The sequence below is a fragment of the Pseudomonas sp. W2Oct36 genome (assembly GCF_041060465.1).
GTDB lineage: Bacteria > Pseudomonadota > Gammaproteobacteria > Pseudomonadales > Pseudomonadaceae > Aquipseudomonas > Aquipseudomonas graminis_B.
Map to the genome: position 1 here is coordinate 22,597 of NZ_JAUERW010000011.1, position 25,228 is coordinate 47,824.

Sequence of the window (25,228 nt, forward strand, 5' to 3'; positions counted from 1 at the left end):
AGCTGCTGACAACGACAAACCCGGTCGGCATGTCGTCGGTCAGGCAGCGAAACGCGCCTCCGTTGCCGGGGCGTTAATCGCTGATGAAAGCGTTACTGGTCCGACGTGACGACGCTTGGCGAGCCGAGATTGGCCGACCTTACGCTGTTTTGCAGCTGCTGGGCTTCACCCGGCGTGTCGACCGGTCCCATCCGCACGCGATAGAGCGTCTGTTGGTTGCGCGCGATCGAACTCACGAACACCGGCGCGCGGACCATCCCGCTCAATTTCGACCTCAGGAGTTCCGCAGCGTCCGGGTTGGCGAAGGCTCCCACTTGGAGAAACAGCCCAGACGCTTGTCCGGAAGCGTTTTTTTTTGCGTCAATCGGCACGGGCGTGACCGGAGCCGCGTGTTGCTGCGGCGGTGGCGTCCATTGCTCGATCGTACCGGCCGATGCGGTAATCACCGGCGCCGCTGCCTGCCGAGGCGGCGGATTGCTGCTTGCCACTTGCGGCTGATCCAGCATCAACGGCGCCGGTTTGCCGCGCTGCGCCCAATACTGAGAAGGGTCGATGCCTTCAACTTTCACCCGTGCGGTGCCGTTTTCGGCATAACCGAGCTTCTTCGCCGCTGCATAGGACAGGTCGATGATGCGGTCCGAATAGAACGGGCCGCGATCGTTGACCCGCAGGATCACGGTGCGGTTGTTGTCCAGGTTGGTCACGCGAACATAGCTGGGCAGTGGCAGCGTCTTGTGCGCCGCGCTCATGCCATACAGGTCATAGACTTCGCCGTTGGCCGTATTTTGCCCGTGGAACTTGGTGCCGTACCACGACGCCGTTCCCGTCTGGGAATAGGTCCTGGAATCGCTGAGGGGGAAATAGGTCTTGCCCAGCACAGTGTACGGGTTGGCCTTGTACGGGCCGGTGTGCAGGGTCGGAATGGCATCGGGGATGCGCGACACATCAACGTCCCACCAGGGCGCGCCGTCTTTGTGCGCCCTGTTGATATCCAGCCCGGGCTGCGAGCGAATGACGTTGCCCTGCTGCCGCTGCGTCGTTGTCGTCGGGCGGCTGGTCGAGCAGCTGACGATCAGCAACGTCAGTGCCGTGAAGGCCATCAGTTTCAATGGTTGGTGCATCGGCAGTGGCCGCATTACTTGACGTCCCGGGCTTGAACAAGCATTTCAGACAGTTGATGCACGGCCATGGCGTACATCACGCTGCGGTTGTATCGCGTGATTGCGTAAAAATTCTTCAGGCCCATCCAGTATTCAGGGCCTTTGTCGCCATCGAGGCGAAATGCCGTGACCGGCATGTCGTCGCGCAGCGCATCATGACTCGCCCAGCCCAACGCTCGCAACTCCCCAACAGTCTTCACCGGATCGATGCCCGGGCTCAAGCCCTGATCGACGCGGTCACCGCGCACGTCCGCGCGGCTAACAACCGGCTGGCCGGCCACCCAGCCGTGACGCTGAAAGTAGCTGGCCACGCTGCCGATTGCATCGTCCGGGTCGTTCCAGATGTTGATGTGGCCATCGCCGTCGAAGTCCACTGCATAGGCGCGGAAACTGCTCGGCATGAACTGGGGCAAGCCCATCGCCCCGGCGTAGGAGCCTTTGAGCGTCAGCGGATCGACCTGCTGTTCGCGGGACAGCAGCAGGAACTCGCGCAGCTCCTTGCGGAAAAAGTCGGCGCGCTGGGGATAGTCGAACGCCAGGGTCGACAATGCGTCCATCACCCGGTAATTCCCGGTATTGCGGCCGAAAAACGTCTCGACGCCGATGATCGATACGATCACCTGAGCGGGCACGCCGTACTCCTGCTCGGCGCGCGCCAGGGCGGCCTCGTGCTGACGCCAGAAGTCGACGCCCCGGGCAACGCGGGCGTCGGTGAGGAACATCGGGCGATAGTCTTTCCACGGTTTGACGCGTTCGGCAGGCCTGGAAATGGCATCGAGGATTGCCTGCTTGCGCTGCACATCGCGGAACACATCGATCAGTTGTTCACCCGCGAATCCATAATCGCGGGTCATTTCGCTGACGAACTGGGCGACTTGAGGAGAGCCGTCATAGTCACCGGCAAGTGATTCCTGCACTGAGCCGAAGATGCCCATCAGACCGACCAGCGGCGCATATCGAGCAGCCCAGCCACGCACTACTTGCATTGAGTTCTTCACCTTAATCAAACCTGAGCGATCCATTTGCGATGCGTATGGACCGACATCAAAACACCAAACGCTGACAGCAGCGTCACCAGCGAAGTTCCGCCGTAGCTAATGAAGGGCAACGGCACGCCTACGACCGGCAGCAGACCGCTGACCATACCGATATTGACGAAAACGTAAACAAAAAAGGTCATGGTCAGGCTGCCCGCGAGCAGCTTGCCGTAGAGCGTCTGCGCCTGGGCGGTGATCACCAGCCCGCGGCCGATGAGCAACAGATAGATCAGCAGCAGCGCGCAAATCCCGACCAGCCCGAATTCCTCGCCGAGCACCGCAATGATGAAGTCGGTGTGACTTTCAGGCAGGAAGTCCAGGTGCGACTGCGTCCCCATGAGCCAGCCTTTGCCGAACACGCCCCCCGAACCGATCGCCGCCTTGGATTGGATGATGTTCCAGCCGGTGCCGAGCGGATCGCTTTCCGGGTCGAGGAAGGTCAGGATCCGCTGCTTCTGGTAGTCGTGCATGAAGAAGAACCACATGCCCACCGCCACCGGGACCGCTGCCGCCACCACGCTGATGATCCAGCGCCAGCGCAGGCCGGCCATGAACAGTACGAAGGTGCCGGAGGCCAGAATCAGCAGCGAGGTGCCGAGGTCTGGCTGACGCACGATCAGAATGAACGGCAGACCAATCAGCCCGAGGCTCACCGCCACGTGCTTGAGGTGCGGCGGCAGCGTGCGCTTGGACAGGTACCAGGCGATGGTCGCCGGCATGATGATCTTCATGAATTCCGAGGGCTGAAAGCGGATGACCCCGGGAATGTTGATCCAGCGCGTCGCGCCCATGGCGTTGTGGCCCATGACGTCCACCGCCACCAGCAGCAGAACGCCGATCACGTAGGCGGCGGGCACCCAGCGGGCCATGAATCGGGGTTCAAGCTGCGCGATGACGAACATCGACACCAGGCCGATGCCGAAGGAGGTTGCTTGCTTGATCAGCAGGTCCCAGCTCTTGCCGCTGGCCGAATACAGCACGAACAGACTGCCCGCCGCCAATGTCAGCAGCAGGATCAGCAGCGGGCCATCAACGTGGATTTTCTGCAGGAACGTGGCGCGACGGCGCATCACATCTTCGCTGGACAGGATGCGGTCGAAATTACTCTTCACGGGCCGCGGTCTCCGGAGGCTGTGCATTGCTGGCGTATTCGGGTTTCAGATGGCCCTGGGGATCAAGCAGCCAGGCGTCCATGACCTGCCGCACCACCGGCGCGGCAACGCCCGATCCCGACTCGCCGTTTTCGATCATCACCGCAACGACGATCTTCGGGCTGTCGGCCGGCGCGAAGCCGACGAACAAGGCGTGGTCGCGGTGGCGTTCCTGAACTTTCGAACGGTCGTACTTCTCGCCCTGCCGAATCGCCACGACCTGGGCCGTACCGCTCTTGCCGGCGATGCGGTACTGGGCACCGATCGCGGCCTTGCGAGCGGTGCCGCGAGCGCCGTGCATCACTTGCTGCATGCCGTGGTTGACCTTGGCCCAGTCCGACGGATCACGCAGGACGATGTCCGGCATCGGGTTGTGGTCCACCGGCTTCTGCCCTTCGACGGTCCTGGCCAGATGCGGGCGGTTCCATTTGCCTTTGTTGGCCACCAGCGCGGTGGCCTGGGCCAACTGCAGCGGGGTGGCCTGCATGTAGCCCTGGCCGATCCCCAGAATGAGTGTTTCACCCGGGAACCACGCCTGCCGCCGTGTGACACGTTTCCAGTCACGGGACGGCATCAGGCCGGGGGATTCTTCGAACATGTCCAGCGAGACTTTCTGGCCGATGCCGAACTTGTTCAGGTAGGCCGACAGCCGATCGATCCCGACCTTGTGGGCCAGATCGTAAAAGTAGGTGTCGTTGGAGCGCATGATCGCCGTGTCCAGATCCACCCAGCCATCGCCGGTGCGGTTCCAGTTGCGGTATTTGTGGTCGTAGTTCGGCAGCATGTAGTAGCCGGGGTCGAATACCCGCGTGCTCGCTGTGATCACGCCGGTGTCGAGACCGGCAATCGCCACCGCCGGCTTGATCGTCGAACCCGGTGGATACAGGCCTCGAAGGATGCGATTGAACAGTGGGCGGTCGACCGAATCTCGCAGTTCGGAGTACGCCTTGAAGCTGATGCCGGTGACGAACAGATTCGGGTCGAAGCTCGGCTGGCTGACCATCGCCAGCACCTCGCCGGTGCTTGGGTCCAACGCCACCACGGCGCCGCGACGCCCGGCCAGCGCGGCTTCGGCGGCTTCCTGCAACTGGATGTCGAGGCTCAGGACGATGTCCTTGCCGGGCACCGGATCGGTCCGTTTGAGCACGCGCAAGACGCGGCCGCGGGCGTTGGTTTCGACTTCTTCGTAGCCGACCTGGCCGTGCAGCTCGGGCTCGTAAAAGCGCTCGATACCGGTTTTGCCCATGTGGTGAGTGCCGCTGTAATTCACGGGATCGAGGCTTTTCAGCTCTTTCTCGTTGATCCGCCCCATGTAACCCACCGAGTGGGCGAAGTGCTCGCCCTGCGGATAGTGACGAACCAGCTGCGCCACCACTTCAACGCCCGGCAGCCGGAACTGATTAACGGCGATACGGGCGATTTGCTCTTCGGTCAGCTCGAACAGAATGGGCACCGGCTCGAACGGCCGTCGCCCCTGCTTCATGCGTTTTTCGAAGATGATCCGATCATCCGGCGTCAGCTCAAGCACTTGAACGATGGTGTCCAGCACTTGGGTCCAGTCACCGGAACGTTCGCGGGTCATGCTCAGGCTGAAGCTCGGCCGGTTGTCGGCAATGACCACGCCGTTGCGGTCGTAGATCAGCCCGCGACTCGGCGGAATCGGCTGCACGTGAACGCGATTGTTCTCGGACAGCGTCGAGTGGTACTCGTACTGGATGACCTGCAGGAAATACAGCCGCGCGATCAGCACGCAGATCAGCACGACGACCGCGACTGCACCGACCACGACTCGGCTGCGCACCAGGCGTGCGTCCTTTTCGTGGTCTTTCAGGCGGATCGGCTGAGACATTTAGGGCAGGTTCACAGTGAAGGCAGCGGCGCTACTTGTGATAAGGGTGACCGGACAGCACGGTCCAGGCACGATAAATCTGCTCGCCGATGAGGATGCGCACCAGCGGGTGCGGCAACGTCAGTGGCGACAACGACCAACGCTGCTCGGCCCGTGCACAGACTTCCGGCGCCAGCCCTTCCGGACCGCCGACCATCAGGTTGACCGTGCGCGAATCCAGACGCCAGCGATCGAGCTCGCCCGCCAGTTGCTCGGTGCTCCAGGGCTTGCCATGCACTTCAAGCGTGACGATCCGCTCGCCCGGCTGCACTTTCGCCAGCATGGCCTCGCCTTCCTGACGGATGAGGCGTGCCACGTCGGCGTTCTTGCCACGGGTATTGAGCGGAATTTCCACCAGGTCCAGCGCCAGCTCGGATGGCAGACGCTTGGCATACTCATGCCAACCCTCTTCCACCCACTTGGGCATGCGGGAACCGACAGCGATCAGACGCAGACGCACAACGACGCCTTAGGCCTGGTCTTTGTTCAGCTTGTCGAAATGCTCGTGAGCGCTTTCCGGGCTGTGGTGTGCAGCGCTGGCCGAACGGCTCTGCTCGGCACCGGCCCACAGACGCTCGAGGTCGTAAAACTGGCGAGCGGAGGCGGTCATCATGTGAACAATGGCGATGTCCAGGTCCAGCAGCACCCAGTCGCTGTCGCCCTTGCCTTCTTCGCCCAGCGGCTTGAGGCCCTGCTTTTTGACTTCTTCGCGGACCTTGTCGAGCATCGCGTTGATCTGGCGATTGGAAGTACCGGTCGCGATGACCATGTAATCAGTGATGCTTTGTTTGTCACGAACGTCCAGCACCTGGATATCCTGGGCCTTGACGTCTTCCAGGGCAGCCCTGATCACTTCGATGATTGGGTTTACAGCGCGTTTGTCAGTCATAAAAAACTCTTTTAACTCGTATGTTTGGGCGTTTCTTCGCGCACTTGGCTGCGTAGCAACACACCTTCAGTTCGACGCACGGTACAGCCCGTGCGTATCGATATAGGCCAGTACCGCGTCTGGCACCAGAAAACGTACCGACTTACCGCTGGCCAGCAGTTGACGGATCTGGGTGGCAGACACCGAAAGCGGCGTCTGCCAGACGAACGTAATCTTTCCGCCGGGCCCCTTGAGGGCCTTTGGATCACTGACGGCACGTCCCGCGAGCAGATTTCGCATCGCATCCGGGGACTCGCTGTCGGCGTCCGGGCGTTGCAGCACCACGATATGGCAGTGCTCCAGCAACTCTTCCCACCGATGCCAGGAAGGCAGCCCGCAAAAGGCGTCCCAACCCAGCAATAAAAATAGCTGGTCATCGGCGGCGAGTTCCGCGCGCATCGATTCCAGCGTGTCGATCGTGTACGACGGCTTGTCGCGCAACAGCTCGCGATCATCCACCGTCAAGGGTGGCACCCCGGCGACCGCGCACTGCACCATCGCCAGACGGTCCTGCGCCGACACGCTCGGCGTGTCGCGATGAGGCGGTCGGGCGCTGGGCGTCAGGCGCAGCTCATCAAGTTCCAGCAGTTCGGCAACTTCCAGTGCGCCACGCAAGTGGCCAATGTGCACCGGGTCGAACGTGCCGCCGAGTATGCCGATGCGCTGTGGCACCCGTGCCGTGTTCAGCGGAACCGCAATCGGATCGGCCATTGCCTGCGCGCCGCTGCCTGAAGCCTGACCGACGTGGGCCAAGTCAGACCGGCCCCTGCCCGCGCAACTGCGTGCCATCGCCGACGACGATGTATTTCTCGCAGGTCAGGCCTTCAAGCCCCACGGGACCGCGCGCGTGAATCTTGTCGGTCGAAATGCCGATTTCCGCGCCCAGGCCGTATTCGAAACCGTCGGCAAAACTGGTGGGCGCGTTGACCATCACCGAACTCGAGTCGACTTCAGCCATGAAGCGGCGAGTCTGGGCTTGCGAGTCGGAGATGATGGCGTCGCTGTGATGCGAGCCGTAGTGATTGATGTGTTCGATGGCTTGGTCCAGACCGGTGACGATGCGGATCGACAGGATCGGCGCAAGGTACTCGGTGTGCCAGTCGTCTTCGGTGGCCGGCAAGACATCGATCAGGTCGCGGGTGCGCTCGCAGCCGCGCAGTTCGACGCCTTTCTCGCGAAACTGGGCGGCCATGGGGGGCAGAAACTCTGCGGCAATAGCTTGATCGACCAGCAGGGTTTCCATCGCGCCGCAGATGCCATACCGGTAGGTCTTGGCGTTGAAACTGATGCGCTGGGCAGCGGCCAGGTCGGCATGGGCACTGACGTAGACGTGGCAGATGCCGTCCAGGTGTTTGATGACCGGGACTTTGGCGTCACGGCTGACGCGTTCGATCAGGCCTTTGCCTCCACGGGGAACGATGACGTCCACGTACTCCGGCATGGTGATCAGTGCGCCAACGGCGGCACGGTCCGTGGTTTCGACGACTTGTACGACGGCGGCCGGCAAACCTGCGTCATCTAGGCCGCGCTGGATGCAGGCGGCGATGGCGCGGTTGGAATGTATGGCTTCGGAGCCGCCACGCAGGATGGTGGCGTTGCCGGATTTGAGACAGAGGCTGGCGGCGTCGATGGTTACGTTGGGACGCGACTCATAGATGATGCCGACGACGCCCAGTGGCACGCGCATTTTGCCGACCTGGATGCCGGAGGGCTGGAAGCTCATGTCGCGCAGGGTGCCGATGGGGTCTGGCAGGCTGGCGACCTGGCGCAGGCCGGCGATCATGCTGTCGATGCGGGCCGGGGTCAGGGAGAGGCGTTCGAGCAGAGCGGGTTCGAGTCCATTGGCGCGGCCAGCGGCGAGGTCCTGTTCGTTGGCGGCGGTCAGCTCGGCACGGGAAGCGTCCAGCGCGGCAGCGGTGGCTGCGAGGGCGCGGTTCTTCTGTGCGGTGCTGGCACGGCCGATCACGCGGGAGGCTTCGCGGGCGGCGCGACCCAGGCGGGTCATGTAGTCAAGAACGGACTCAGTCATGGTCTCGGGGGTCTTGGCAAATGGGAAAGCGGCGGATTATAGCTGTCGGGCGTGCTGAACGACAGCGGCGACAGGCGGATGGTCGGAATAAGGAGGTTTTGTTCAGTGAACCAGGCCCACCGAGCGTGGATTCCGCCTAACGGCGGAACTGTTTCGCCTTCGGCGAGTTACTTGGAAAAGCACCCCAAGTAACCAAGGGTGCCTGCTCCTGGTTGGGCCCTTCCTTCGTCAGGGTTCCTTCACTCCGGTCTCGCTCCGTGGGCCCGCGCGGAACGGACATCCATGTCCTGACGGCGCTCTCGCCGCATCCATGCGGCTCGGCCCACTGCGCGAGACCTGCGTTCAGCCTGCACCCAAGTCGCGTTTGGCGGTGTCTGGGCTTTTTGTGTATGGAGATCAAGATCAAAAGCGCGTTTAGGCAGATCAAGAGCTTCCCGGCTGAAGCCGGTCCTACAGGGATCGCCGCCGGTCTCACTGGCGGGACGCGATGCTTTTTAGTGGGACCGGCTTTAGCCGGGAAGGCGCACGTGTGGGCAATGAGATTTTTGATCTGCTCCCCGTTGGTAGGGGACTGATTTATTTACAGCGCTTCACCGTAAATCAATCTGTCCCCGGCTTCGCGCCCACCCTCACCCATTCAGCTCCAATTAAGGCCGATGTTGATATGATCGCGGTCCATTCTCTGACTGCATTTGTTTATGCCTGACCAATCGCCACGCGCCCTGCCGGACAGTTTTTTTCATCGCGACGCGCAGACGCTTGCCCGGGAGTTACTCGGCAAGGTCATTCGTCACAAGGTCGACGGGGTGTGGTTGTCGGCCCGGATTATTGAGACGGAGGCGTATTACGTGGCCGAGAAAGGCAGTCATGCGTCCCTCGGTTACACGGAAAAACGTAAGGCTTTGTTTCTGGAAGGCGGGCACATTTATATGTATTACGCCCGCGGCGGTGATTCGCTGAATTTCAGTGCGGAGGGCCCGGGCAATGCGGTGTTGATCAAATCGGCCTATCCCTGGGTCGATGCGGTGTCCGATGAGAACGCCCTCGCCCGCATGCTGTTGAACAATCCCGACGCCAGTGGCAACGTGCGCACGCCCGAGCGGCTGTGCGCTGGACAGACATTACTGTGCAAGGCGCTGGGCCTGAAAGTGCCGATGTGGGACGCCAGGCGCTTCGATGAAGAGCAACTCTTTGTCGAGGACGTGGGTCAGCGACCGCCGCGGATTATTCAAACCACGCGCCTGGGCATTCCCGCCGGGCGTGACGAACACCTGATGTACCGGTTCGTTGACGCCGCCTATGCCCGCTTCTGCACACGGAACCCGATCAGACGCGGGCAAGTCGAAGGGCGCGACTATATTCTCATCGAGCAAGGAAACTGAACCCATGGGCGCATGGCTCGACAGCATCACTTCTTGGCTAAGCGCCAACCCTTCCTGGCTCGGCGCGGCGATTTTTATCGTCGCGTTCATCGAATGCCTGGCGATTGCCGGCATCGTCGTCCCCGGCACCGTTGTGCTGTTCGCGATTGCCGCACTGGCCGGCAGCGGGATACTCCCATTGAGCGAAGCGCTTTTGCTGGGCTTCCTCGGCGGTATCCTGGGCGACCTGGTGTCGTACTTCCTCGGCCGGCGCTTCCATCAGAGGATTCGTCAATTGCCGGGTCTGCGCAGTCACCCGGAGTGGATCAGCGGCGCCGAGACCTACTTTCAGCGCTACGGCATTGCCAGCCTGCTGGTCGGCCGCTTCATCGGCCCGCTGCGCCCGATGCTGCCGATGGTGGCCGGGATGTGCGACATGCCGTTCGTGCGCTTTGCCGGCGTCAGCCTGATCGCCGCGGCCGGATGGTCCGTGGCCTATATTCTGCCGGGCTGGGCGACCGGTGCTGCGATCCGCCTGCCGCTGCCGGAAAACTTCTGGCCCCAGGCTGCCGTGGTGGGCGGCGGGCTGGCGCTTCTGCTGGGCATCAGCATCCAAAGCAGCCTGCGACAAAAGCCCTACGCGACGAAAGTTATCGCCTTGACCTGCTTCATTTTGCTGGCAAGCGTTTTCCTGGGCTGGCCGTACCTGGCCGATTTCGATCAGGGCATCATGACTGTGGTGCAGGCCAGCCGGAGCGCTGCAGCCGAGAACTTCGTGGTGATGGTGACGGGCCTGGGGGATTTCCGGACTCAGTTCTGCGCGGCCGCCCTGCTGACCATCCTGCTGGTCGTCACGCGGCAATGGCGCCATGCAATCTTCGTGATCGGCACCACCCTTGGCGCGGCGCTGATCAATCAGAGCATGAAATACACCTTCGCCCGCGCACGGCCTGAGGTCCTGACGGAGGCCCTGGGGACTTACAGCATGCCGAGCGGACATGCCTCGGCCTCGTTTGCGCTATTCATGTCGCTGGCGGTGCTTGCCGGCCGGGGTCAGCCGGTTCGGCTGCGATTGACCTGGCTGCTGCTGGGCGGGATTCCGGCGCTGGCGATCGCCATGTCTCGGGTGTATCTGGGGGTGCACTGGCCGACGGATGTCACGGCCGGGATGCTGCTGGCGTTTTTCACCTGCGCCGCGAGCCTTGCCTTCGTGCAGAACAAGAAGCCGTTGGAGGCGCTGCCAATCAAGGTGTGGTGGCTGGTGCTGCCGGCGATGGTGGCGCTGTTCGGCGGGTTCGGTCTGCACTCGTTCCCCCACGGTTTGATCCGCTACCAGTACTGACGCGACGTGCATGCGGCCCGGCGGGGTAACGAGCCGGGCTGCGAGCAACATCTAGCATCAGGCCTGCATGTCGCCCTGCATTTCGTCGAGCAGGTCCTGAATCGCATCAAGCCGTTCTTCGGCGTCTTCGATTTCCAGCAGCTCGATCTTGTCTTCTTCCGCGAACGGCAACAGGTACGCCAGTTGATTGGCCAGCGAGTGCTGACCGCTGGCGGTGAGGCCCATGTTCAGCGCGGCCACCATCGGGTGTTCAGCCAGCGCAGCGAGCAACGCGACCAGATCGTCGTCCTCTTCCTGCAGCGGTTGCTCCTGGGGATCGTCCAGCCACTCGACTTCGCCGACCAGCAGGTTGTCGCGCTGGGTGCTGTAGTGCTTCACCCGAAAACGTCGAGCCCCAACAACGCGAATGCCGAGCAGGCCGTTGTCCTGCTTCTGGAAATCGGTCACCCGTGCTTCGCAGCCGATCAGCGAGAAACCGTCCGGCACGTCGCCCGTCTCACTGCCTTCAGTGATACAGACCACGCCGAAGCCTTCGCCCTGCTTCATGCAGCGGCCAATCATGTCGAGGTAGCGCGCCTCGAAGAGCTGCAGATCGAGCACGCACCCCGGGAACAGCACGGCATTCAGTGGAAACAACGGCAACGACATAAACCCATCCTCAAGCAACCAGAGACACCGCCAACGGCAGGAACAAGGCCGTGGCGACACCCATCAAACTCATTGCCAGCGCCGCGAAGGCGCCGCATTCCTCACTTTCCTGCAGGGCCGCCGACGTACCCACCGCGTGGGCCGTCAGCCCGAGGGCCATGCCTCGCGCTTCCGGGCTGGTTACCCGCGCCAGGGTCAGCAGACCGGGGCCGAATATGCCGCCGATCACCCCGGTTATCAACACAAACACCGCGGCCAGCGCCGCCACGCCGCCAATCTGCTCGGCGACGAGCATGGCGATCGGCGAGGTCACGGACTTGGGCGCCATGGTCATCAGGATCATGTGATCGGCGCCGAGCATCCAGCCCAGCCCCACGCACAGCCCGGTGGCCAGCACGCCACCCACCACCAGCGTAGTCAATACCGGCCAGAACAGTTGCCGGATGCGCCGCAGATTCAGATAAAGCGGCACCGCCAACGCAACCGTGGCGGGGCCCAGCAGAATGCTGAGGATTTCAGTGCTCTTGCGGTACTCGACGTAGGACAGTCCGCAGCTCACCAATACGCCAATCACCACCAGCATGGAGATGAGCACCGGTTGCAGAAACACCCAGCGGGTTTTCTCGTAACCGGCCAGCACCAGTTGATAAGCGCCCAGCGTGATGGCGATGCCGAACAAGGGGTGATGAATCACCGACAGCCAGGCGCCGTGCCAGTCCAGACTCATGATGGCTCCCGGCGATTGGCCTGACGGTCGATGAGTTTCTGCATCAGCCAGCCGGCGAAGGTCAGCGAGACCATCAGAGAAATCACCAGCGAGCCGACGATCGCCCAGAAATCTTCGGCGATCTGGTCCGCATACACCATCACGCCCACGGCAGGCGGTACCAGCAGCAGCGGCAGGTAGCGCAGCAGGCTGCTGGCCGCCAAACTGATGGGTTCGCTGACTTCGCCGCGGGTCATCAGGTAGATCATCAGCAGCACCAGCCCGATGATCGGGCCGGGCAGGATCGACAGAAACAGGTGATTGAGCGCGGTTCCGATCAGTTGGAACAGCACAAGCCAGGTCAGGCCTCTTAGCAACATAGAAAACTCCAGCAGATTCGCGCCGACATTATAGGCACGCCACCCGCTCTGCCTATGGGGTGGCATTCGCCAGTTGAGGGAACGTTGACCCGCGCGGTGCGGCGTGCTGATCTTCAATGCCAAGCAATAACAGCGCCGACGCCACCGTGCCTGTGAAGATCGCGCGCAAAAACAATAACTGACAAGGAGAGTAGCGATGCCCCACGTACCCGTTGCAGAACTCAAACGCTATGAAGGCAAGGACCTGGGATGCTCCGAATGGCTGACCATCGATCAGGCGCGGATCAATCTGTTTGCCGAGGCCACCGGCGACTTTCAGTTTATCCACGTTGATCCGGTCAAAGCAGCGCAAACCCCGTTCGGATCGACCATCGCCCATGGCTTTCTGTCGCTGTCGCTGATCCCCAAGCTGATGGAGTCCCTGATGGTCGTACCCGAAGGCATGCAGATGGCGATCAACTATGGCCTGGACAGCGTGCGATTCATTCAGCCGGTGAAAGTGAATTCGCGCGTTCGTCTAAAAGTCACGCTGGCGCAGGTCACCGAAAAGAAGCCCGGCCAATGGCTGCTCAAAGCCACGGCAACGCTTGAAATCGAAGGCCTGGACAAGCCCGCGTTCATTGCTGAACCGCTTTCGCTGTGCTTCGTATAACCCCGCCGTCCCTCTACAAAGCCTCTGCAAACCTTCCAGAAACATGAAACAGTCGTAACAGACTGTTTCATGAGCGTTCCTCGCTGCGGCATACTCGCTGCGGCTGTGTGAGCGACTCGATACACGTACGCGATCAGATCACGCCGAAACATTTTTTTTTCGGGATTTACCATGCGCGCGTTTGCTCCTTTGGCCCTGACCTTCCTTCTTACCGCTTGCGGCGACGGCGAATCGCTGTTGCCCCCGGACGCTCGCCTGCCCGACGGCGGACGCTATCGCGGCGACGTGATCAATGGCGTGCTGCAAGGCAAGGGCCGGATCGATTACCCCAATGGCAGCTGGTACGCCGGGGAATTCAAGAGCGGGCAATGGAACGGCCAGGGCGAGTGGCACGCCAGCAACGGTGACGTGTACCGCGGCGGTTTTCAGGACGGGCTTTTCCATGGCCAGGGCTCGCTGACGACCAGCGCCGGCAGTTACGTCGGCGGCTACAAGCTGGGGCGGCGCGACGGGGAAGGCACGCTGAAAGAGCACGGCATGAGCTATCGCGGCGAGTTCAAGGCCGACCTGTACGACGGCGCCGGTCATCTGGAACTGGACGACGGCAGCGAGTATCAGGGCCAGTTCGCCCACGGCAAACCCAACGGCGAAGGCCAGCGCAACGATTCGGCGGGCAACCAGTTCAGCGGCAAGTTCGTCGATGGCCAGCTTGAAGGCACGGGCAATTTCAACAGCGCCGATGGTGATCAGTACGTCGGCGGCTTCCATAACAACCAGCTCAATGGCCGCGGTCGCTACGAAAACGCCGATGGCGATGTCTGGTCGGGGCAGTTCAAGGATGGCGCGTTCACCGGCAAGGGCGAGTTGATCGGCTCCGATGGCACCCGCTATCAAGGGGAGTTCAAGAACTGGCGCTTCGCAGGCTCAGGCAGCCTGAAGCTCCCGGACGGCAGCGTGTACATCGGCCAGTTCGAGAACGATAACTATCAAGGCAGCGGCGTGCTGACCACGGCGGACGGCGAAGTCCAGAGCGGCACCTGGTCCAACGGCCAGCGCGTGCGCGACGCGGCCGGCAAGCTGCTGCCGGACCCACTGGAAATGGGCCTGCTCGCCCAGGGCGCACTGGTCGAAAAAGCCCTCGCCGCCGTGCCCGCCTCCACGCCGGCCATCGAGCTGTACAGTCTTGTCGTGGGTGGCGATGGCAAGCAGAGCGTCTTTCTGCGCGAGGCCGATTACGTGAACAAGCTGCTCGCCACGCGCTTCGGTGCGTTTGGCCAGATCACGCTGGTCAACCATCGCGATCACATGGCCGATCGCCCGCTGGCAACCCGCGAAACCATCAGCCGCGCCGTGCAGACGTTGGCCAAGCGCAGTGGTCCGGAAGATTTGATCTTCATTTACCTCACCAGTCACGGCACCCATGAACACGAGCTGGTGCTGGATCAGCCGCGCCTGGAGCTGTCCGACCTGCCCGCCAACGAGATGGCCGGCGTGCTGGCTCCGCTGAAAAATCGCGACAAGGTGGTGGTGATTTCCGCGTGCTATTCGGGCGGTTTCATTCCGGCGATCAAGGACGAGCGGACGATGGTGATTACCGCATCCCGTGAGGACCGGGTGTCCTTTGGCTGTTCTGAAGAGGCGGATTTCACCTACTTCGGCGAGGCGCTGTTCGGCAAGGCGCTGGTGGAAACCGACGATCTAGTGCAAGCATTCAATGAGGCAAAAGACATCGTCGCTCAGCGTGAAACGGACGAAAGCTTCGAAGCCTCCGAGCCGCAGATGTGGGCACCGAAAGGCGTGGTCAACCATTGGCGGCAGCTGCGCAAAAGTCAGGCGGAGCGCGCGCTGAATACCGTTCGACGCTGAGTCCCATCGCACCTGATGCAGGACCGGCTTCAACCGGGAAGGGGCCGGGCGGGTCCGCCTGTAAACCGGTTCCGACAGATTGATCCAGGCCCAAGTGCGGGATGCGCGAACATTTCATGTGTTTTTGTGAAACCCTCCCGCTACGCCCGCAGTCTGTTCCGGTACAGCGCCTATGCTTGTGGCGTATCAAGGGAGAAAGATCATGTACTTGACGCCTCAGCACATCTTGCTTGCCGGAGCTACCGGATTGACTGGCGAGCACTTGCTCGACCGCCTGCTCAACGAACCCACTGTCACCCGCCTCCTCGCCCCCAGCCGTCGTCCCCTGGCTGAACACCCACGTCTGGAAAACCCGGTCGGCGATCTCCAGCGTTTGCTGCCCACCCTCGAAGGTCCTGTGGACATCGCCTTCTGCTGCCTGGGCACCACGATCAAACAGGCCGGCTCCCAGGATGCCTTCCGGGCCGTCGATCTGGACATGGTCGTAGCGTTTGGCAAACGTGCTCGCGAGCTGGGGGCGCGTCATTTGCTGGTGATCAGCGCAGTGAACGCGGACCCGCAATCGAGCATCTTTTACAGCCGTGTGAAAGGCGAGATGGAAGAAGCGCTGAAGCTTCAGGGCTGGCCGCAACTGACCATTGCCCAACCGTCGCTGCTGATTGGCGAGCGGCAGGATCAACGGTTTGTGGAACAGCTGGCCGCGCCTCTCGCCAAGCTGATTCCCGGCAAATACGGCGGCATCGAAGCCTGCAACCTCGCCCGCGCGCTATGGCGCCTGGCGCTGGAAGAGCAGGACGGCGTGCGGGTGGTTGAATCGGATGATTTGCGGCGGCTGGGGAAGTAGCGCCAAGCTGATCCACCTGACGACACAAACGGTGTAGGAGTGAGCTTGCTCGCGATCAGGTTCTGACAGTCACCATTAATGGAACGGTCAGACCGCAATCGCGAGCAAGCTCACTCCTACAGGGATCGCCGTTCTGAGTTACATCCCGCCCGTCGCCTGAAACCCCACACCCAGCGCGGTCAGAATCGACAATGGCAATAGCAGCGTGTCCAGCAGCGCGCTACCGGGCAGGTCGAGCATCGGGTATTTCGGCGCCTCGGTGCCAAAGCGCTCCCTCTCGCAGCAGCCCCCTTCAATGGCGTACAGATCCAGTCGCGTGCCGGCATAAACGACCGGTGCGCCGGGCTGATTGGCGTCGAGGGTGCGCACGGTCGAGCAGCCTGTCGTCAGCAACAGGCCCAGCGCAAGGACAACGAGCTTATTCATCGGCGCCAAAATGATGCTCGCCCCAACGCGGCAGCATGTCCTGCGGGATGTTGAGCAGGTTCAGAATCCGCGCGACGACGAAATCCACCAGATCGTCGATCGTCTGCGGCTGGTGATAGAAACCGGGCGACGCCGGCAGAATCACCGCGCCCATGTTCGACAGCTTGAGCATGTTCTCCAGATGAATGCTGGAGAACGGCGCCTCGCGGGGCACCAGGATCAACTGCCGACGCTCCTTCAACGTCACGTCCGCAGCGCGCTCGATCAGGTTGTTGCAGGCCCCCGTGGCGATTGCCGACAAGGTCCCGGTCGAACACGGCACCACGACCATCGCACTCGGCGAGCCTGAACCGGACGCCACTGGCGACATCCAGTCTTCCTTGCCGTACACGCGAATCTGGCCCGCTGTCGCGCCGGTGTATTCGTTGAGGAAGGCCTGCATCATCTGCGGTTTGGGCGGCAGATTGACGTCGGTCTCGGTGGCCATGACCAACTGCGCGGCTTTGGAAATGAGGAAGTGTACTTCGCGGTCCTCGCGCACCAGGCAGTCCAGCAGGCGCAGGCCGTATTGCGCGCCGGACGCGCCGGTCATCGCCAGGGTAATGCGTTCCGGGCCGCTCATCGCAGGGCCTCCGCGAGCTTGCCGTGCAGGCCGCCGAAGCCGCCGTTGCTCATGATGACCACGTGGGTGCCGGGCTCGGCCTGGTTTTTCACAAGCTCGATGATGCCGTCGAGGCTGTCGCACACCAACGATGGAATGGTGCACTCCGCGGCGGTTGCCGCCAGATCCCAACCCAGATTGGCCGGCGCATACCAGACCACCTGATCGGCCTGGACGACGCTTTCCGGCAGGCCGTCGCGGTGGGCGCCGAGCTTCATGGAGTTGGAGCGCGGCTCGACGATGGCGATGATCGGCGCATCGCCAACCTTTTTGCGCAGTCCATCCAGCGTGGTAGCGATGGCGGTCGGGTGGTGGGCGAAGTCATCGTAGATGGTGATGCCGCGCACTTCGGCGACCTTCTCCATGCGCCGCTTCACGCTCTTGAACGCACTCAGCGCGTCGACGCCCTGCTGTGGCACGACGCCAACGTGGCGGGCGGCGGCGAGGGTCGCCAAGGCATTCGCCACGTTGTGCTGGCCGGTCATGCCCCAATCGACGACGCCCTGGACCGCACCTTCGAAAATCACTTCGAATTTTGAACCGTCTTCGCTGAGCAGGTTCGCCTGCCATTGACCGCCCTCTCCGGTGGTCTGCACCGGCGTCCAGCAGCCCATTTGAATCACGCGCTCAAGTGCGGGCTCGGTGGTCGGGTGGATGACCAGGCCTTCGCTCGGGATGGTGCGCACGAGGTGGTGGAACTGCCGTTCGATGGCCGGGAGATCGGGGAAGATGTCGGCGTGATCGAATTCCAGGTTGTTGAGGATGGCGGTGCGCGGGCCGTAGTGGACGAACTTGGAGCGCTTGTCGAAGAAGGCGCTGTCGTATTCATCCGCCTCGACGACGAAGAATGGCGTTTCGCCCAGGCGCGCCGAGACATCGAAGTTCTGCGGCACGCCGCCAATCAGGAAGCCCGGGGCCATGCCGGCGTGTTCCAGCACCCAGGCGAGCATGCTGCTGGTGGTGGTTTTGCCGTGGGTGCCGGCGACGGCCAGCACCCAGCGACCGCGAAGGACGTGATCGGCCAGCCATTGCGGCCCGGAAACATAGGGCAGGCCCTTGTTCAGGACATGTTCGACCGCAGGATTGCCGCGCGACATGGCGTTGCCGACCACCACCAGATCCGGTGCCGGTTCGAGGTGCGAAGGGTCGTAACCCTGCATCAACTGAATGCCCTGCGCTTCGAGCTGCGTGCTCATCGGCGGGTAGACGTTGGCATCGGAGCCCGTGACTTTATGGCCCAGATCCTTGGCGAGCACCGCCAGCGAACCCATGAACGTGCCGCAGATACCCAGAATATGAATGTGCATGACCGACCTCTTAGAACATGGGCCGCAGGTTAGCGTAGAAGGCAGTGGATGCGCACGGGGGAATTGAGGGTGCTCGATCAGACTGGTTGAAGGGAACTGAAGGTTGAAGGGGACTGATTTATTTACAACGCTTCACCGTAAATTAATCTGTCCCCGCTTCAGACAGTGCCCCCTGCGGTGTGACGCCTGGCGCCTTCCCGGCTAAAGCCGGTCCCACAAATTGACCGCGATCCCCCTGCAGGACTGGCTTTAGCCGGGAAGACGTCAGATCGCACACTGCAGAATTGATGGCGCTCAAACCGGGCTCTTCCCGGCTGAAGCCGGTCCTACAGGGGACCGCATGCACACGCAGAATTCCGAGCATTCACACCGGTTTCATCCACCCAGAACCTCAGCGATTGATCCCATGCTTGCGCAGCTTTCTGTACAGCGTATTGCGGCTCACCCCCAGCTCCCGGGCGGCGTGGGTCATGTGCCAGCGCTGGGCGTCCAGGGTGGCGATGAGCGCTGCGCGTTCGGCATCGTCCAACGGCGAATGGGCCTCATCGGGCTTGGTCTGCGCACTCCCCTGCCGAATCGCCGCCGGCAGATCTTCATAACCAATCCGCCCCTCATCACACAGCGCCGCCAGGGTCCGCAGCACGTTGCGCATCTGCCGCACGTTGCCGGGCCAGTTGAAGTCGAGCAGCGCCTGCCTCGCCTTCGCCTCAATCACAATCGAAAGCCCATCCGCCTCTTGCTTCAGCAACAACTCCATCAACTGCGCCTTATCACTCCGCTCTCTCAACGGCGGCAAGGCGATTTCCAGCCCATTAAGCCGATAAAACAAATCCTCGCGAAAGCTGCCATCCTCCACGCGCTCCAGCAGATTCCGGTGGGTCGCGCTGATCAGTCGTACATCCACTTCTTGCGGCTCGCCGCCGATGGGCACCACCAACCGGTCTTCCAGCACTCGCAGTAAACGGGTCTGCAAGGCCACCGGCATGTCGCCGATCTCATCCAGAAACAACGTGCCGCCATCGGCCTGTTGCAGCTTGCCGCGCATGCCTTCCTTGCGCGCGCCGGTAAAGCTGCCGCCGCGATAACCGAACAGCTCGCTCTCGATCAGGCTTTCCGGAATGGCCGCGCAGTTCAGCGCCACGAACGGCTTGGCGGAGCGCTGACTCGCCTGATGCACTGCCTTGGCAAACGCCTCCTTGCCAGAGCCGGTTTCACCGTTGATCAGCAACGGCACGTCGCGCTCGAATACCTTCAGCGCCCTGCGGAAATCAGTTTGCAGCGACGCGTCGCCCAGGCAGATGTCGTGCGAAAAAAGCGGCACAGCCAACGTGCTGACCATCGGCTTAACAAGGCCCTTCAGCTCGGCACGCGATTGCCCACGCAGTAAGGCGAAGAATCCCCGCCCGTCACGGGTACGCAAAGGCCAACTGGCGGCAGCCTCCGGCGAAGCGCGGCCCAGCAGTTCATCCAGCGAGCAGTCAAATATCGATTCCACGCCCTGGCCCACCAGATCGCCACGGCTCAAGCCCAGCAGATTCAGCGCGCTCTGGTTCAGCGCACTGACGCGGCCCTCACCGTCTAACGCCAACAGCCCCTCGCTGAACAAACCGACTGCACCGGCCTGAAGATGAAAACGCAGGAGCCACTGACCGTCGAAATGACGCAGGAAATAGCTGCTTTCGATCATCTTCGCCGACAGATTCACCAGCGCCATGGTGTGAAACTGGCTCTGGCGGGACACGTCATGACGCGCCGATGAGACGTCCAGCACCGCAAGCAGATCGCCATGGGGATCGAACACCGGGCTCGCCGAACAGGTGAGCCCGGTATGTCGGCCGCGAAAATGCTCGTCACGATGGATCGTCACCGATTGACGCTCGACCAGGCAGGTGCCGATGCCGTTGGTACCCTCCCGCGCCTCGCTCCAGTCGGCCCCCAGCCAGAGGCCGGCGCGCTCGAAAATCCGCCGATCGCCTGGCTCGGTCACGCAGTTGAGGATGATCCCGCGGGCATCGGTCAATAGCACCGCGCTGCCGCCGGCAAGCTGGCGATGAAGGCTGTTCATCTCGTCGCCGGCGATGGTCAGGACCTGCTGCAACTGCTCGCGACTCTCCAGCACGCGCGCATGCTCCAGCACGGTGGGCGCCATCGCTTGCGCGGGGTCGAGGTGGTAATCCTCCAGGCAGCGCAGCCATGAACGTGCAATAGACGGGTCGGTAGCAAGGTGATGGGGCGTTTTGCCTTGGGCAACGGTCAACACTTGTTCGGCGTGGCGCGTCAGGTGATTACTGTGCATTTTTATTCTTCATCCTGAGCCAGGGCTCTGCGGAGGATTTGCCGATCAGCATCCTCCTCGCCCCGATTCATTGCAATGCTGCGAAAGGCGGGGTCCGCCAAGCTGTCACGCAAAGGATACAAAGTGTCACTCCCGCCGTCCCGACGTTGATACATCACGCGGCCAGAACCGCACGATGCATCGACAAAACCCCGCTAAAACGGGGGCCGGACGGCAGTGGCCCGCGCTTTGCTCTACGCTCTACCCATGCGACCTCGTCATGCGCCGCAACGCGTTATCCCCAGACAATCACAAGAGCAAGGAGATATTCACCATGCGTTATGCCCACCCCGGTACTGAAGGCTCAATCGTTACCTTCAAGACCCAGTACGGCAACTACATCGGTGGCGAATTCGTGCCGCCGGTCAAAGGCCAATACTTCGAAAACATTTCGCCGATCACCGGCAAGCTAATCGCAGAATTCCCTCGCTCCACCGCCGAAGACATCGACAAAGCCCTCGACGCCGCCCATGCCGCGGCCGATGCGTGGGGTAAAACCTCGGTGCAGGAACGCTCGCTGACCCTGCTGAAAATCGCTGACCGCATCGAACAGAACCTGGAATTGCTGGCCGTCACCGAGACCTGGGACAACGGCAAAGCCGTGCGCGAAACCCTCAACGCGGACATCCCCCTGGCAGTCGACCACTTCCGTTATTTCGCCGGCGTGCTGCGTGCCCAGGAAGGCTCTGCTGCGGAGATCGACGGCAACACCGTGGCGTATCACATTCACGAGCCGTTGGGCGTGGTCGGGCAGATCATCCCGTGGAACTTCCCGCTGTTGATGGCCGCCTGGAAACTCGCGCCCGCCCTCGCCGCCGGTAACTGCATCGTCCTCAAACCCGCCGAGCAAACGCCGCTGGGCATCACCGTGCTGATGGAACTGATCGGCGATCTGCTGCCAAAAGGCGTGCTCAACGTGGTGCAGGGTTATGGCCGCGAAGCCGGTGAAGCGCTGGCCAGCAGCAAGCGTATCGCCAAGATCGCTTTCACCGGTTCGACGCCGGTGGGTTCGCACATCATGAAACTGGCGGCCGACAGCATCATCCCGTCCACCGTGGAACTGGGCGGCAAGTCGCCGAACATCTTCTTCGAAGACATCATGCAGGCCGAACCGGAGTTTATCGACAAAGCCGCTGAAGGCGTGGTGCTGGCGTTCTTCAACCAGGGCGAAGTCTGCACCTGCCCGTCCCGCTGTCTGGTTCAGGAATCGATCTACCCGCAGTTCATGGAAGTGGTGATGAAGAAGGTCCTGAAGATCCAGCGCGGCGATCCGCTGGACACCGACACCATGGTGGGTGCGCAGGCGTCGCAGCAGCAGTTCGACAAGATTCTTTCGTACCTCGAAATTGCTCAGGGCGAAGGCGCCGAGCTGCTGACCGGTGGCAAGGTCGAGAAGCTCGAAGGCTCGCTGGCGACCGGCTATTACATCCAGCCGACGCTGCTGAAAGGCAACAACAAGATGCGCGTCTTCCAGGAAGAAATCTTCGGCCCGGTAGTCAGCGTGACCACCTTCAAGGACGAAGCGGAAGCCCTGGCCATCGCCAACGACACCGAATTCGGCCTGGGTGCCGGCGTCTGGACCCGCGACATCAATCGCGCCTATCGCGTGGGCCGCGCAATCAAGGCCGGTCGCGTCTGGACCAACTGCTATCACTTGTACCCGGCCCATGCTGCCTTCGGCGGTTACAAGAAATCCGGCGTCGGCCGCGAAACCCACAAGGTCGCGCTCGAGCACTATCAGCAGACCAAGAACCTGCTGGTGAGCTACGACATCAACCCGCTGGGCTTTTTTTGATCAGCGTATTCGGGTGACAAGCAACGGCCTCTTCGGAGGCCGTTTTTGTTGGCAGATAGCGACTAGCACCCTGTAGGAGCGTGGCTTGTCCCGCGATCTGGCGCGCAGCGGCAGCAATCCGGCCAATGCGGGCTATCCATAATCGCGCGGCGGCAGGTTTACGACTGCTTCGCAGCCGATCGCGGGACAAGCCACGCTCCTACCGGTTCGTACCCGCCGTTGACACGTAGCAGACGCAAACCCTGCGGGAGTGAAAGGGGGCGGCATGTCGAGCGCCATAATTGCATTGCATGCCTCTATAATGCCGCGCACATTTCCCCTCTTCGCCCCGCACGACCCGGATCGGGTCTCAAAACCAGGTGCCTAATGGATTTCAATCCGCTTGATCTTATTCTTCATCTCGACGTTTACCTCGACCTGCTTGTGACCCAATACGGCACCTGGGTGTACGCGATCCTGTTCCTGGTGATCTTTTGCGAAACCGGCCTGGTGGTCATGCCTTTCCTGCCAGGCGATTCGCTACTGTTCATCGCGGGCGCCGTCGCGGCCGGTGGCGGCATGGACCCGGTGTTGCTGGCGTGCCTGCTGATGGCGGCGGCGATACTCGGCGACAGCACCAACTACATCATCGGCCGCACGGCCGGCGACAAGCTGTTCAGCAACCCGAATTCGAAAATCTTCCGTCGCGATTACCTGACCAAAACCCAGGAATTCTACGGTCGCCACGGCGGCAAGACTGTCACCCTCGCGCGCTTCCTGCCGATCATCCGCACCTTCGCCCCCTTCGTGGCCGGTCTTGGCCGCATGCCTTACCTGCGCTTTCTCGGGTTCAGCGTGCTGGGCTCGGTGCTGTGGGTCGGCGGGCTGGTCACTCTGGGCTTCTTCTTCGGCAATATCCCGTTCATCAAGAAGAACCTCACGCTGCTGGTGCTGGCGATCATTCTGATCTCGCTGCTGCCGATGATCATCGGTCTGATCCGCAGCCGCGCAGGTCGCTCCGCCGAGGCGCGCTGAGGCCATGTGGTGGTTCCGGGAATGGCGCAAACGGCGCACGTTGGCCCGCCATCCGGTCGATCCGCAGGTGTGGGAACGCGTACGCCAGCGCCTGCCGATCCTCGACGGGCTGACGGCCGATGAGGACCGCTACTTGCTCGACAGTTGCGTGCTGTTCCTGCAGGCCAAACACTTGACCGCGCTGGAAGGGGTCGGGCTGGATGATGAATCGCGGCTGTTTCTGGCTGCTCAGGCGCAACTGCCGTTGCTCGCCCTGGGCGATCTGAACTGGTACCAGGGTTTTCACGAAATCATCCTCTACGCCGACGATTTCATCAGCCCGCAACGCCATCGCGACGCCAGCGGCGTCGAGCACGAATGGGATGGCGAGCACAGCGGTGAGGCGTGGTCCCAGGGCCCGGTGATTCTGGCCTGGCCCGGTGTGCTGACCAGCGGCGGGTGGGAAGCCTATAACCTGGTAATCCACGAACTGGCGCACAAGCTGGACATGCTCAACGGCGAGGCGAACGGGCTGCCACCGCTGCACCCGGACATGCGCGTCAGTGACTGGGCCAGCGCCATGCAGAGCGCGTACGACGATCTCAACCGGCAACTCGACGCCAACCCGGACGCTGAGACGGCCATCGATCCGTATGCCGCAGAAAACCCCGCCGAGTTTTTCGCGGTCATCAGCGAATACTTCTTCAGCGCCCCGGATTTGCTCGTCGACGCCTATCCCGCCGTCTACGGGCAGCTGAAAGCGTTCTATCGGCAGGATCCGTTGGCGCGGCTGACGGCACTTCAGCACGACAACCCTGTCTATCAGGCTCAACACGACGCCTGAAGCCCGCCGTCACGCATGGCAACGCTTCAGGAATGTGCCTATAATCCGGGCCACTTTTTGGCGTTGCATGCCAGATTCTGAATGGTCAACCAAGGGGGCAAAGCCCAATGAGCTACAGCAAGATTCCGGCCGGTAAAGACCTGCCGAATGACATCTACGTCGCAATCGAGATCCCGGCAAACCACGCGCCGATCAAGTACGAAATCGACAAAGAAAGCGACTGCCTTTTCGTTGACCGTTTCATGGCCACTCCGATGTTCTACCCGGCCAACTACGGTTTCATCCCCAACACACTGGCTGACGACGGCGACCCCCTCGACGTGCTGGTCGTGACCCCTTATCCGGTCACCCCGGGTTCCGTGATTCGCGCCCGTCCGGTCGGCGTGCTGAACATGACCGACGACGGCGGCGGCGATGCCAAAGTCATCGCAGTCCCCCACGACAAGCTGTCCCAGCTGTACGTGGACGTGAAGGAATACACCGATCTGCCAGCGCTGCTGATCCAGCAGATCGAGCACTTCTTCGCGAACTACAAAGACCTCGAAAAAGGCAAATGGGTGAAGATCGAAGGTTGGGCTGGCGCTGACGCCGCTCGCGAAGCGATCACCAAATCGGTAGCGGCCTACAAGGGCTGATCCGGTTGTGCCCCGCCGAAGCGCTCGCCGCTTCGACGGGGCCACCTTTTACCCGCACGTCCCCGCCTCCTGCTTTTTGACCCCCCCTCCTCCGTACATCCCGCTTTTTTTTCGTCCTCTGTCGTTACGCAAATGTTTAAAACTCGCCTCGTGCACACAGAGTGTTTAATTGCGTCGTATGATTTTCTTCTTTGAACACGATCGGGCGTTTGAAACTTCTCTGGCAGCCGCTTTAATCAG

Annotated in this window: 24 protein-coding genes; 9 read left to right on the forward strand and 15 right to left on the reverse strand. The window is 61.9% G+C overall.

The window, feature by feature from the left end; genetic code table 11:
- Positions 1-92: 92 nt before the first annotated feature.
- From QWI18_RS15585 to QWI18_RS15620, 8 genes are all read right to left on the reverse strand, one after another.
- Positions 93-1,136: a septal ring lytic transglycosylase RlpA family protein gene (locus QWI18_RS15585; RefSeq protein WP_065988374.1), complete on the reverse strand. Its 1,044-nt coding sequence runs from the start codon at positions 1,134-1,136 to the stop codon at positions 93-95.
- A complete protein-coding gene (gene mltB / locus QWI18_RS15590) occupies positions 1,136-2,146 on the reverse strand; it encodes a lytic murein transglycosylase B (RefSeq protein ID WP_296306871.1) in 1,011 nt (336 codons plus the stop codon). Before mltB ends, QWI18_RS15585 begins: the two co-directional genes overlap by 1 nt.
- Before the next feature lie 17 nt (positions 2,147-2,163).
- Positions 2,164-3,267 carry a rod shape-determining protein RodA gene (rodA, locus tag QWI18_RS15595; RefSeq protein WP_065988478.1) on the reverse strand — a complete coding sequence of 368 codons (1,104 nt, stop codon included), beginning with the start codon at positions 3,265-3,267 and terminating at the stop codon, positions 2,164-2,166.
- 31 nt (positions 3,268-3,298) lie between these two features.
- Positions 3,299-5,197: a penicillin-binding protein 2 gene (mrdA, locus tag QWI18_RS15600; protein ID WP_065988376.1), complete on the reverse strand. Its 1,899-nt coding sequence runs from the start codon at positions 5,195-5,197 to the stop codon at positions 3,299-3,301.
- 31 nt (positions 5,198-5,228) lie between these two features.
- Entirely contained in the window at positions 5,229-5,696 is a 468-nt protein-coding gene (rlmH, locus tag QWI18_RS15605) for a 23S rRNA (pseudouridine(1915)-N(3))-methyltransferase RlmH (protein WP_065988377.1), read from the reverse strand.
- A 9-nt stretch (positions 5,697-5,705) separates the two neighbouring features.
- Positions 5,706-6,125, reverse strand: a complete 420-nt coding sequence (gene rsfS / locus QWI18_RS15610; RefSeq protein WP_369319214.1) for a ribosome silencing factor — start codon at positions 6,123-6,125, stop codon at positions 5,706-5,708.
- A 66-nt stretch (positions 6,126-6,191) separates the two neighbouring features.
- Positions 6,192-6,836, reverse strand: a complete 645-nt coding sequence (gene nadD, locus QWI18_RS15615) for a nicotinate-nucleotide adenylyltransferase (RefSeq protein ID WP_167355788.1) — start codon at positions 6,834-6,836, stop codon at positions 6,192-6,194.
- Positions 6,837-6,918: 82 nt separating this feature from the next.
- On the reverse strand, positions 6,919-8,193 hold the full coding sequence (locus QWI18_RS15620; RefSeq protein ID WP_369319215.1) for a glutamate-5-semialdehyde dehydrogenase: 1,275 nt from the start codon (positions 8,191-8,193) through the stop codon (positions 6,919-6,921).
- A gap of 698 nt (positions 8,194-8,891) precedes the next feature.
- Here QWI18_RS15620 and QWI18_RS15625 point away from each other — a divergent pair.
- Positions 8,892-9,575 carry a DNA-3-methyladenine glycosylase gene (locus QWI18_RS15625; RefSeq protein ID WP_296306863.1) on the forward strand — a complete coding sequence of 228 codons (684 nt, stop codon included), beginning with the start codon at positions 8,892-8,894 and terminating at the stop codon, positions 9,573-9,575.
- Between the two features lie 4 nt (positions 9,576-9,579).
- Entirely contained in the window at positions 9,580-10,896 is a 1,317-nt protein-coding gene (locus QWI18_RS15630) for a bifunctional DedA family/phosphatase PAP2 family protein (protein ID WP_369319216.1), read from the forward strand.
- 57 nt (positions 10,897-10,953) lie between these two features.
- Here QWI18_RS15630 and QWI18_RS15635 read toward each other — a convergent pair whose 3' ends face one another.
- From QWI18_RS15635 to QWI18_RS15645, 3 genes are read right to left on the reverse strand one after another with little or no spacing between them, the layout of a single operon-like run.
- Positions 10,954-11,544: an LON peptidase substrate-binding domain-containing protein gene (locus tag QWI18_RS15635; protein WP_369319217.1), complete on the reverse strand. Its 591-nt coding sequence runs from the start codon at positions 11,542-11,544 to the stop codon at positions 10,954-10,956.
- Between the two features lie 10 nt (positions 11,545-11,554).
- Entirely contained in the window at positions 11,555-12,265 is a 711-nt protein-coding gene (locus tag QWI18_RS15640; RefSeq protein ID WP_192133651.1) for an LrgB family protein, read from the reverse strand.
- 2 nt (positions 12,266-12,267) lie between these two features.
- Complete coding sequence (locus QWI18_RS15645; protein WP_065988384.1) at positions 12,268-12,630, reverse strand: CidA/LrgA family protein; 363 nt, start codon at positions 12,628-12,630, stop codon at positions 12,268-12,270.
- Between the two features lie 196 nt (positions 12,631-12,826).
- Here QWI18_RS15645 and QWI18_RS15650 point away from each other — a divergent pair, with 196 nt between their 5' ends.
- The 3 genes from QWI18_RS15650 (at position 12,827) to QWI18_RS15660 (ending at position 15,992) form a co-directional block, all read left to right on the forward strand.
- Positions 12,827-13,282, forward strand: coding sequence for a MaoC family dehydratase (locus tag QWI18_RS15650; protein ID WP_065988385.1), 456 nt, complete (start codon positions 12,827-12,829; stop codon positions 13,280-13,282).
- Between the two features lie 171 nt (positions 13,283-13,453).
- On the forward strand, positions 13,454-15,148 hold the full coding sequence (locus tag QWI18_RS15655) for a C13 family peptidase (RefSeq protein WP_296306856.1): 1,695 nt from the start codon (positions 13,454-13,456) through the stop codon (positions 15,146-15,148).
- 202 nt (positions 15,149-15,350) lie between these two features.
- Positions 15,351-15,992, forward strand: a complete 642-nt coding sequence (locus QWI18_RS15660) for an oxidoreductase (protein WP_369319218.1) — start codon at positions 15,351-15,353, stop codon at positions 15,990-15,992.
- Positions 15,993-16,130: 138 nt separating this feature from the next.
- Here the strand turns inward: QWI18_RS15660 and QWI18_RS15665 are convergent, their stop codons facing one another.
- The 4 genes from QWI18_RS15665 to QWI18_RS15680 all read right to left on the reverse strand — a co-directional run bounded on the left by QWI18_RS15665 (position 16,131) and on the right by QWI18_RS15680 (position 20,682).
- A complete protein-coding gene (locus QWI18_RS15665) occupies positions 16,131-16,418 on the reverse strand; it encodes a YceK/YidQ family lipoprotein (RefSeq protein ID WP_369319219.1) in 288 nt (95 codons plus the stop codon).
- A complete protein-coding gene (ubiX, locus tag QWI18_RS15670) occupies positions 16,411-17,040 on the reverse strand; it encodes a flavin prenyltransferase UbiX (protein WP_065988388.1) in 630 nt (209 codons plus the stop codon). The genes QWI18_RS15665 and ubiX overlap by 8 nt, the downstream gene beginning before the upstream one ends.
- Entirely contained in the window at positions 17,037-18,386 is a 1,350-nt protein-coding gene (mpl, locus tag QWI18_RS15675) for a UDP-N-acetylmuramate:L-alanyl-gamma-D-glutamyl-meso-diaminopimelate ligase (protein ID WP_369319220.1), read from the reverse strand. The genes ubiX and mpl overlap by 4 nt, the downstream gene beginning before the upstream one ends.
- 391 nt (positions 18,387-18,777) lie before the next feature.
- Entirely contained in the window at positions 18,778-20,682 is a 1,905-nt protein-coding gene (locus QWI18_RS15680; protein ID WP_369319221.1) for a sigma-54-dependent Fis family transcriptional regulator, read from the reverse strand.
- A gap of 313 nt (positions 20,683-20,995) precedes the next feature.
- Between QWI18_RS15680 and QWI18_RS15685 the strand changes: the two genes are divergently transcribed.
- The 4 genes from QWI18_RS15685 to ppa all read left to right on the forward strand — a co-directional run bounded on the left by QWI18_RS15685 (position 20,996) and on the right by ppa (position 24,988).
- The gene (locus QWI18_RS15685; protein WP_065988391.1) at positions 20,996-22,516 is read left to right on the forward strand and encodes an aldehyde dehydrogenase family protein; all 1,521 of its coding nucleotides are present in this window, start codon (positions 20,996-20,998) and stop codon (positions 22,514-22,516) included.
- 366 nt (positions 22,517-22,882) lie between these two features.
- On the forward strand, positions 22,883-23,530 hold the full coding sequence (locus QWI18_RS15690; RefSeq protein WP_065988392.1) for a DedA family protein: 648 nt from the start codon (positions 22,883-22,885) through the stop codon (positions 23,528-23,530).
- A gap of 4 nt (positions 23,531-23,534) precedes the next feature.
- Positions 23,535-24,353 (forward strand): zinc-dependent peptidase, encoded by an 819-nt coding sequence (locus tag QWI18_RS15695; RefSeq protein WP_369319222.1) that lies wholly within the window; start codon positions 23,535-23,537, stop codon positions 24,351-24,353.
- Positions 24,354-24,460: 107 nt separating this feature from the next.
- A complete protein-coding gene (ppa, locus tag QWI18_RS15700) occupies positions 24,461-24,988 on the forward strand; it encodes an inorganic diphosphatase (RefSeq protein ID WP_369319223.1) in 528 nt (175 codons plus the stop codon).
- Positions 24,989-25,228 lie beyond the last annotated feature (240 nt).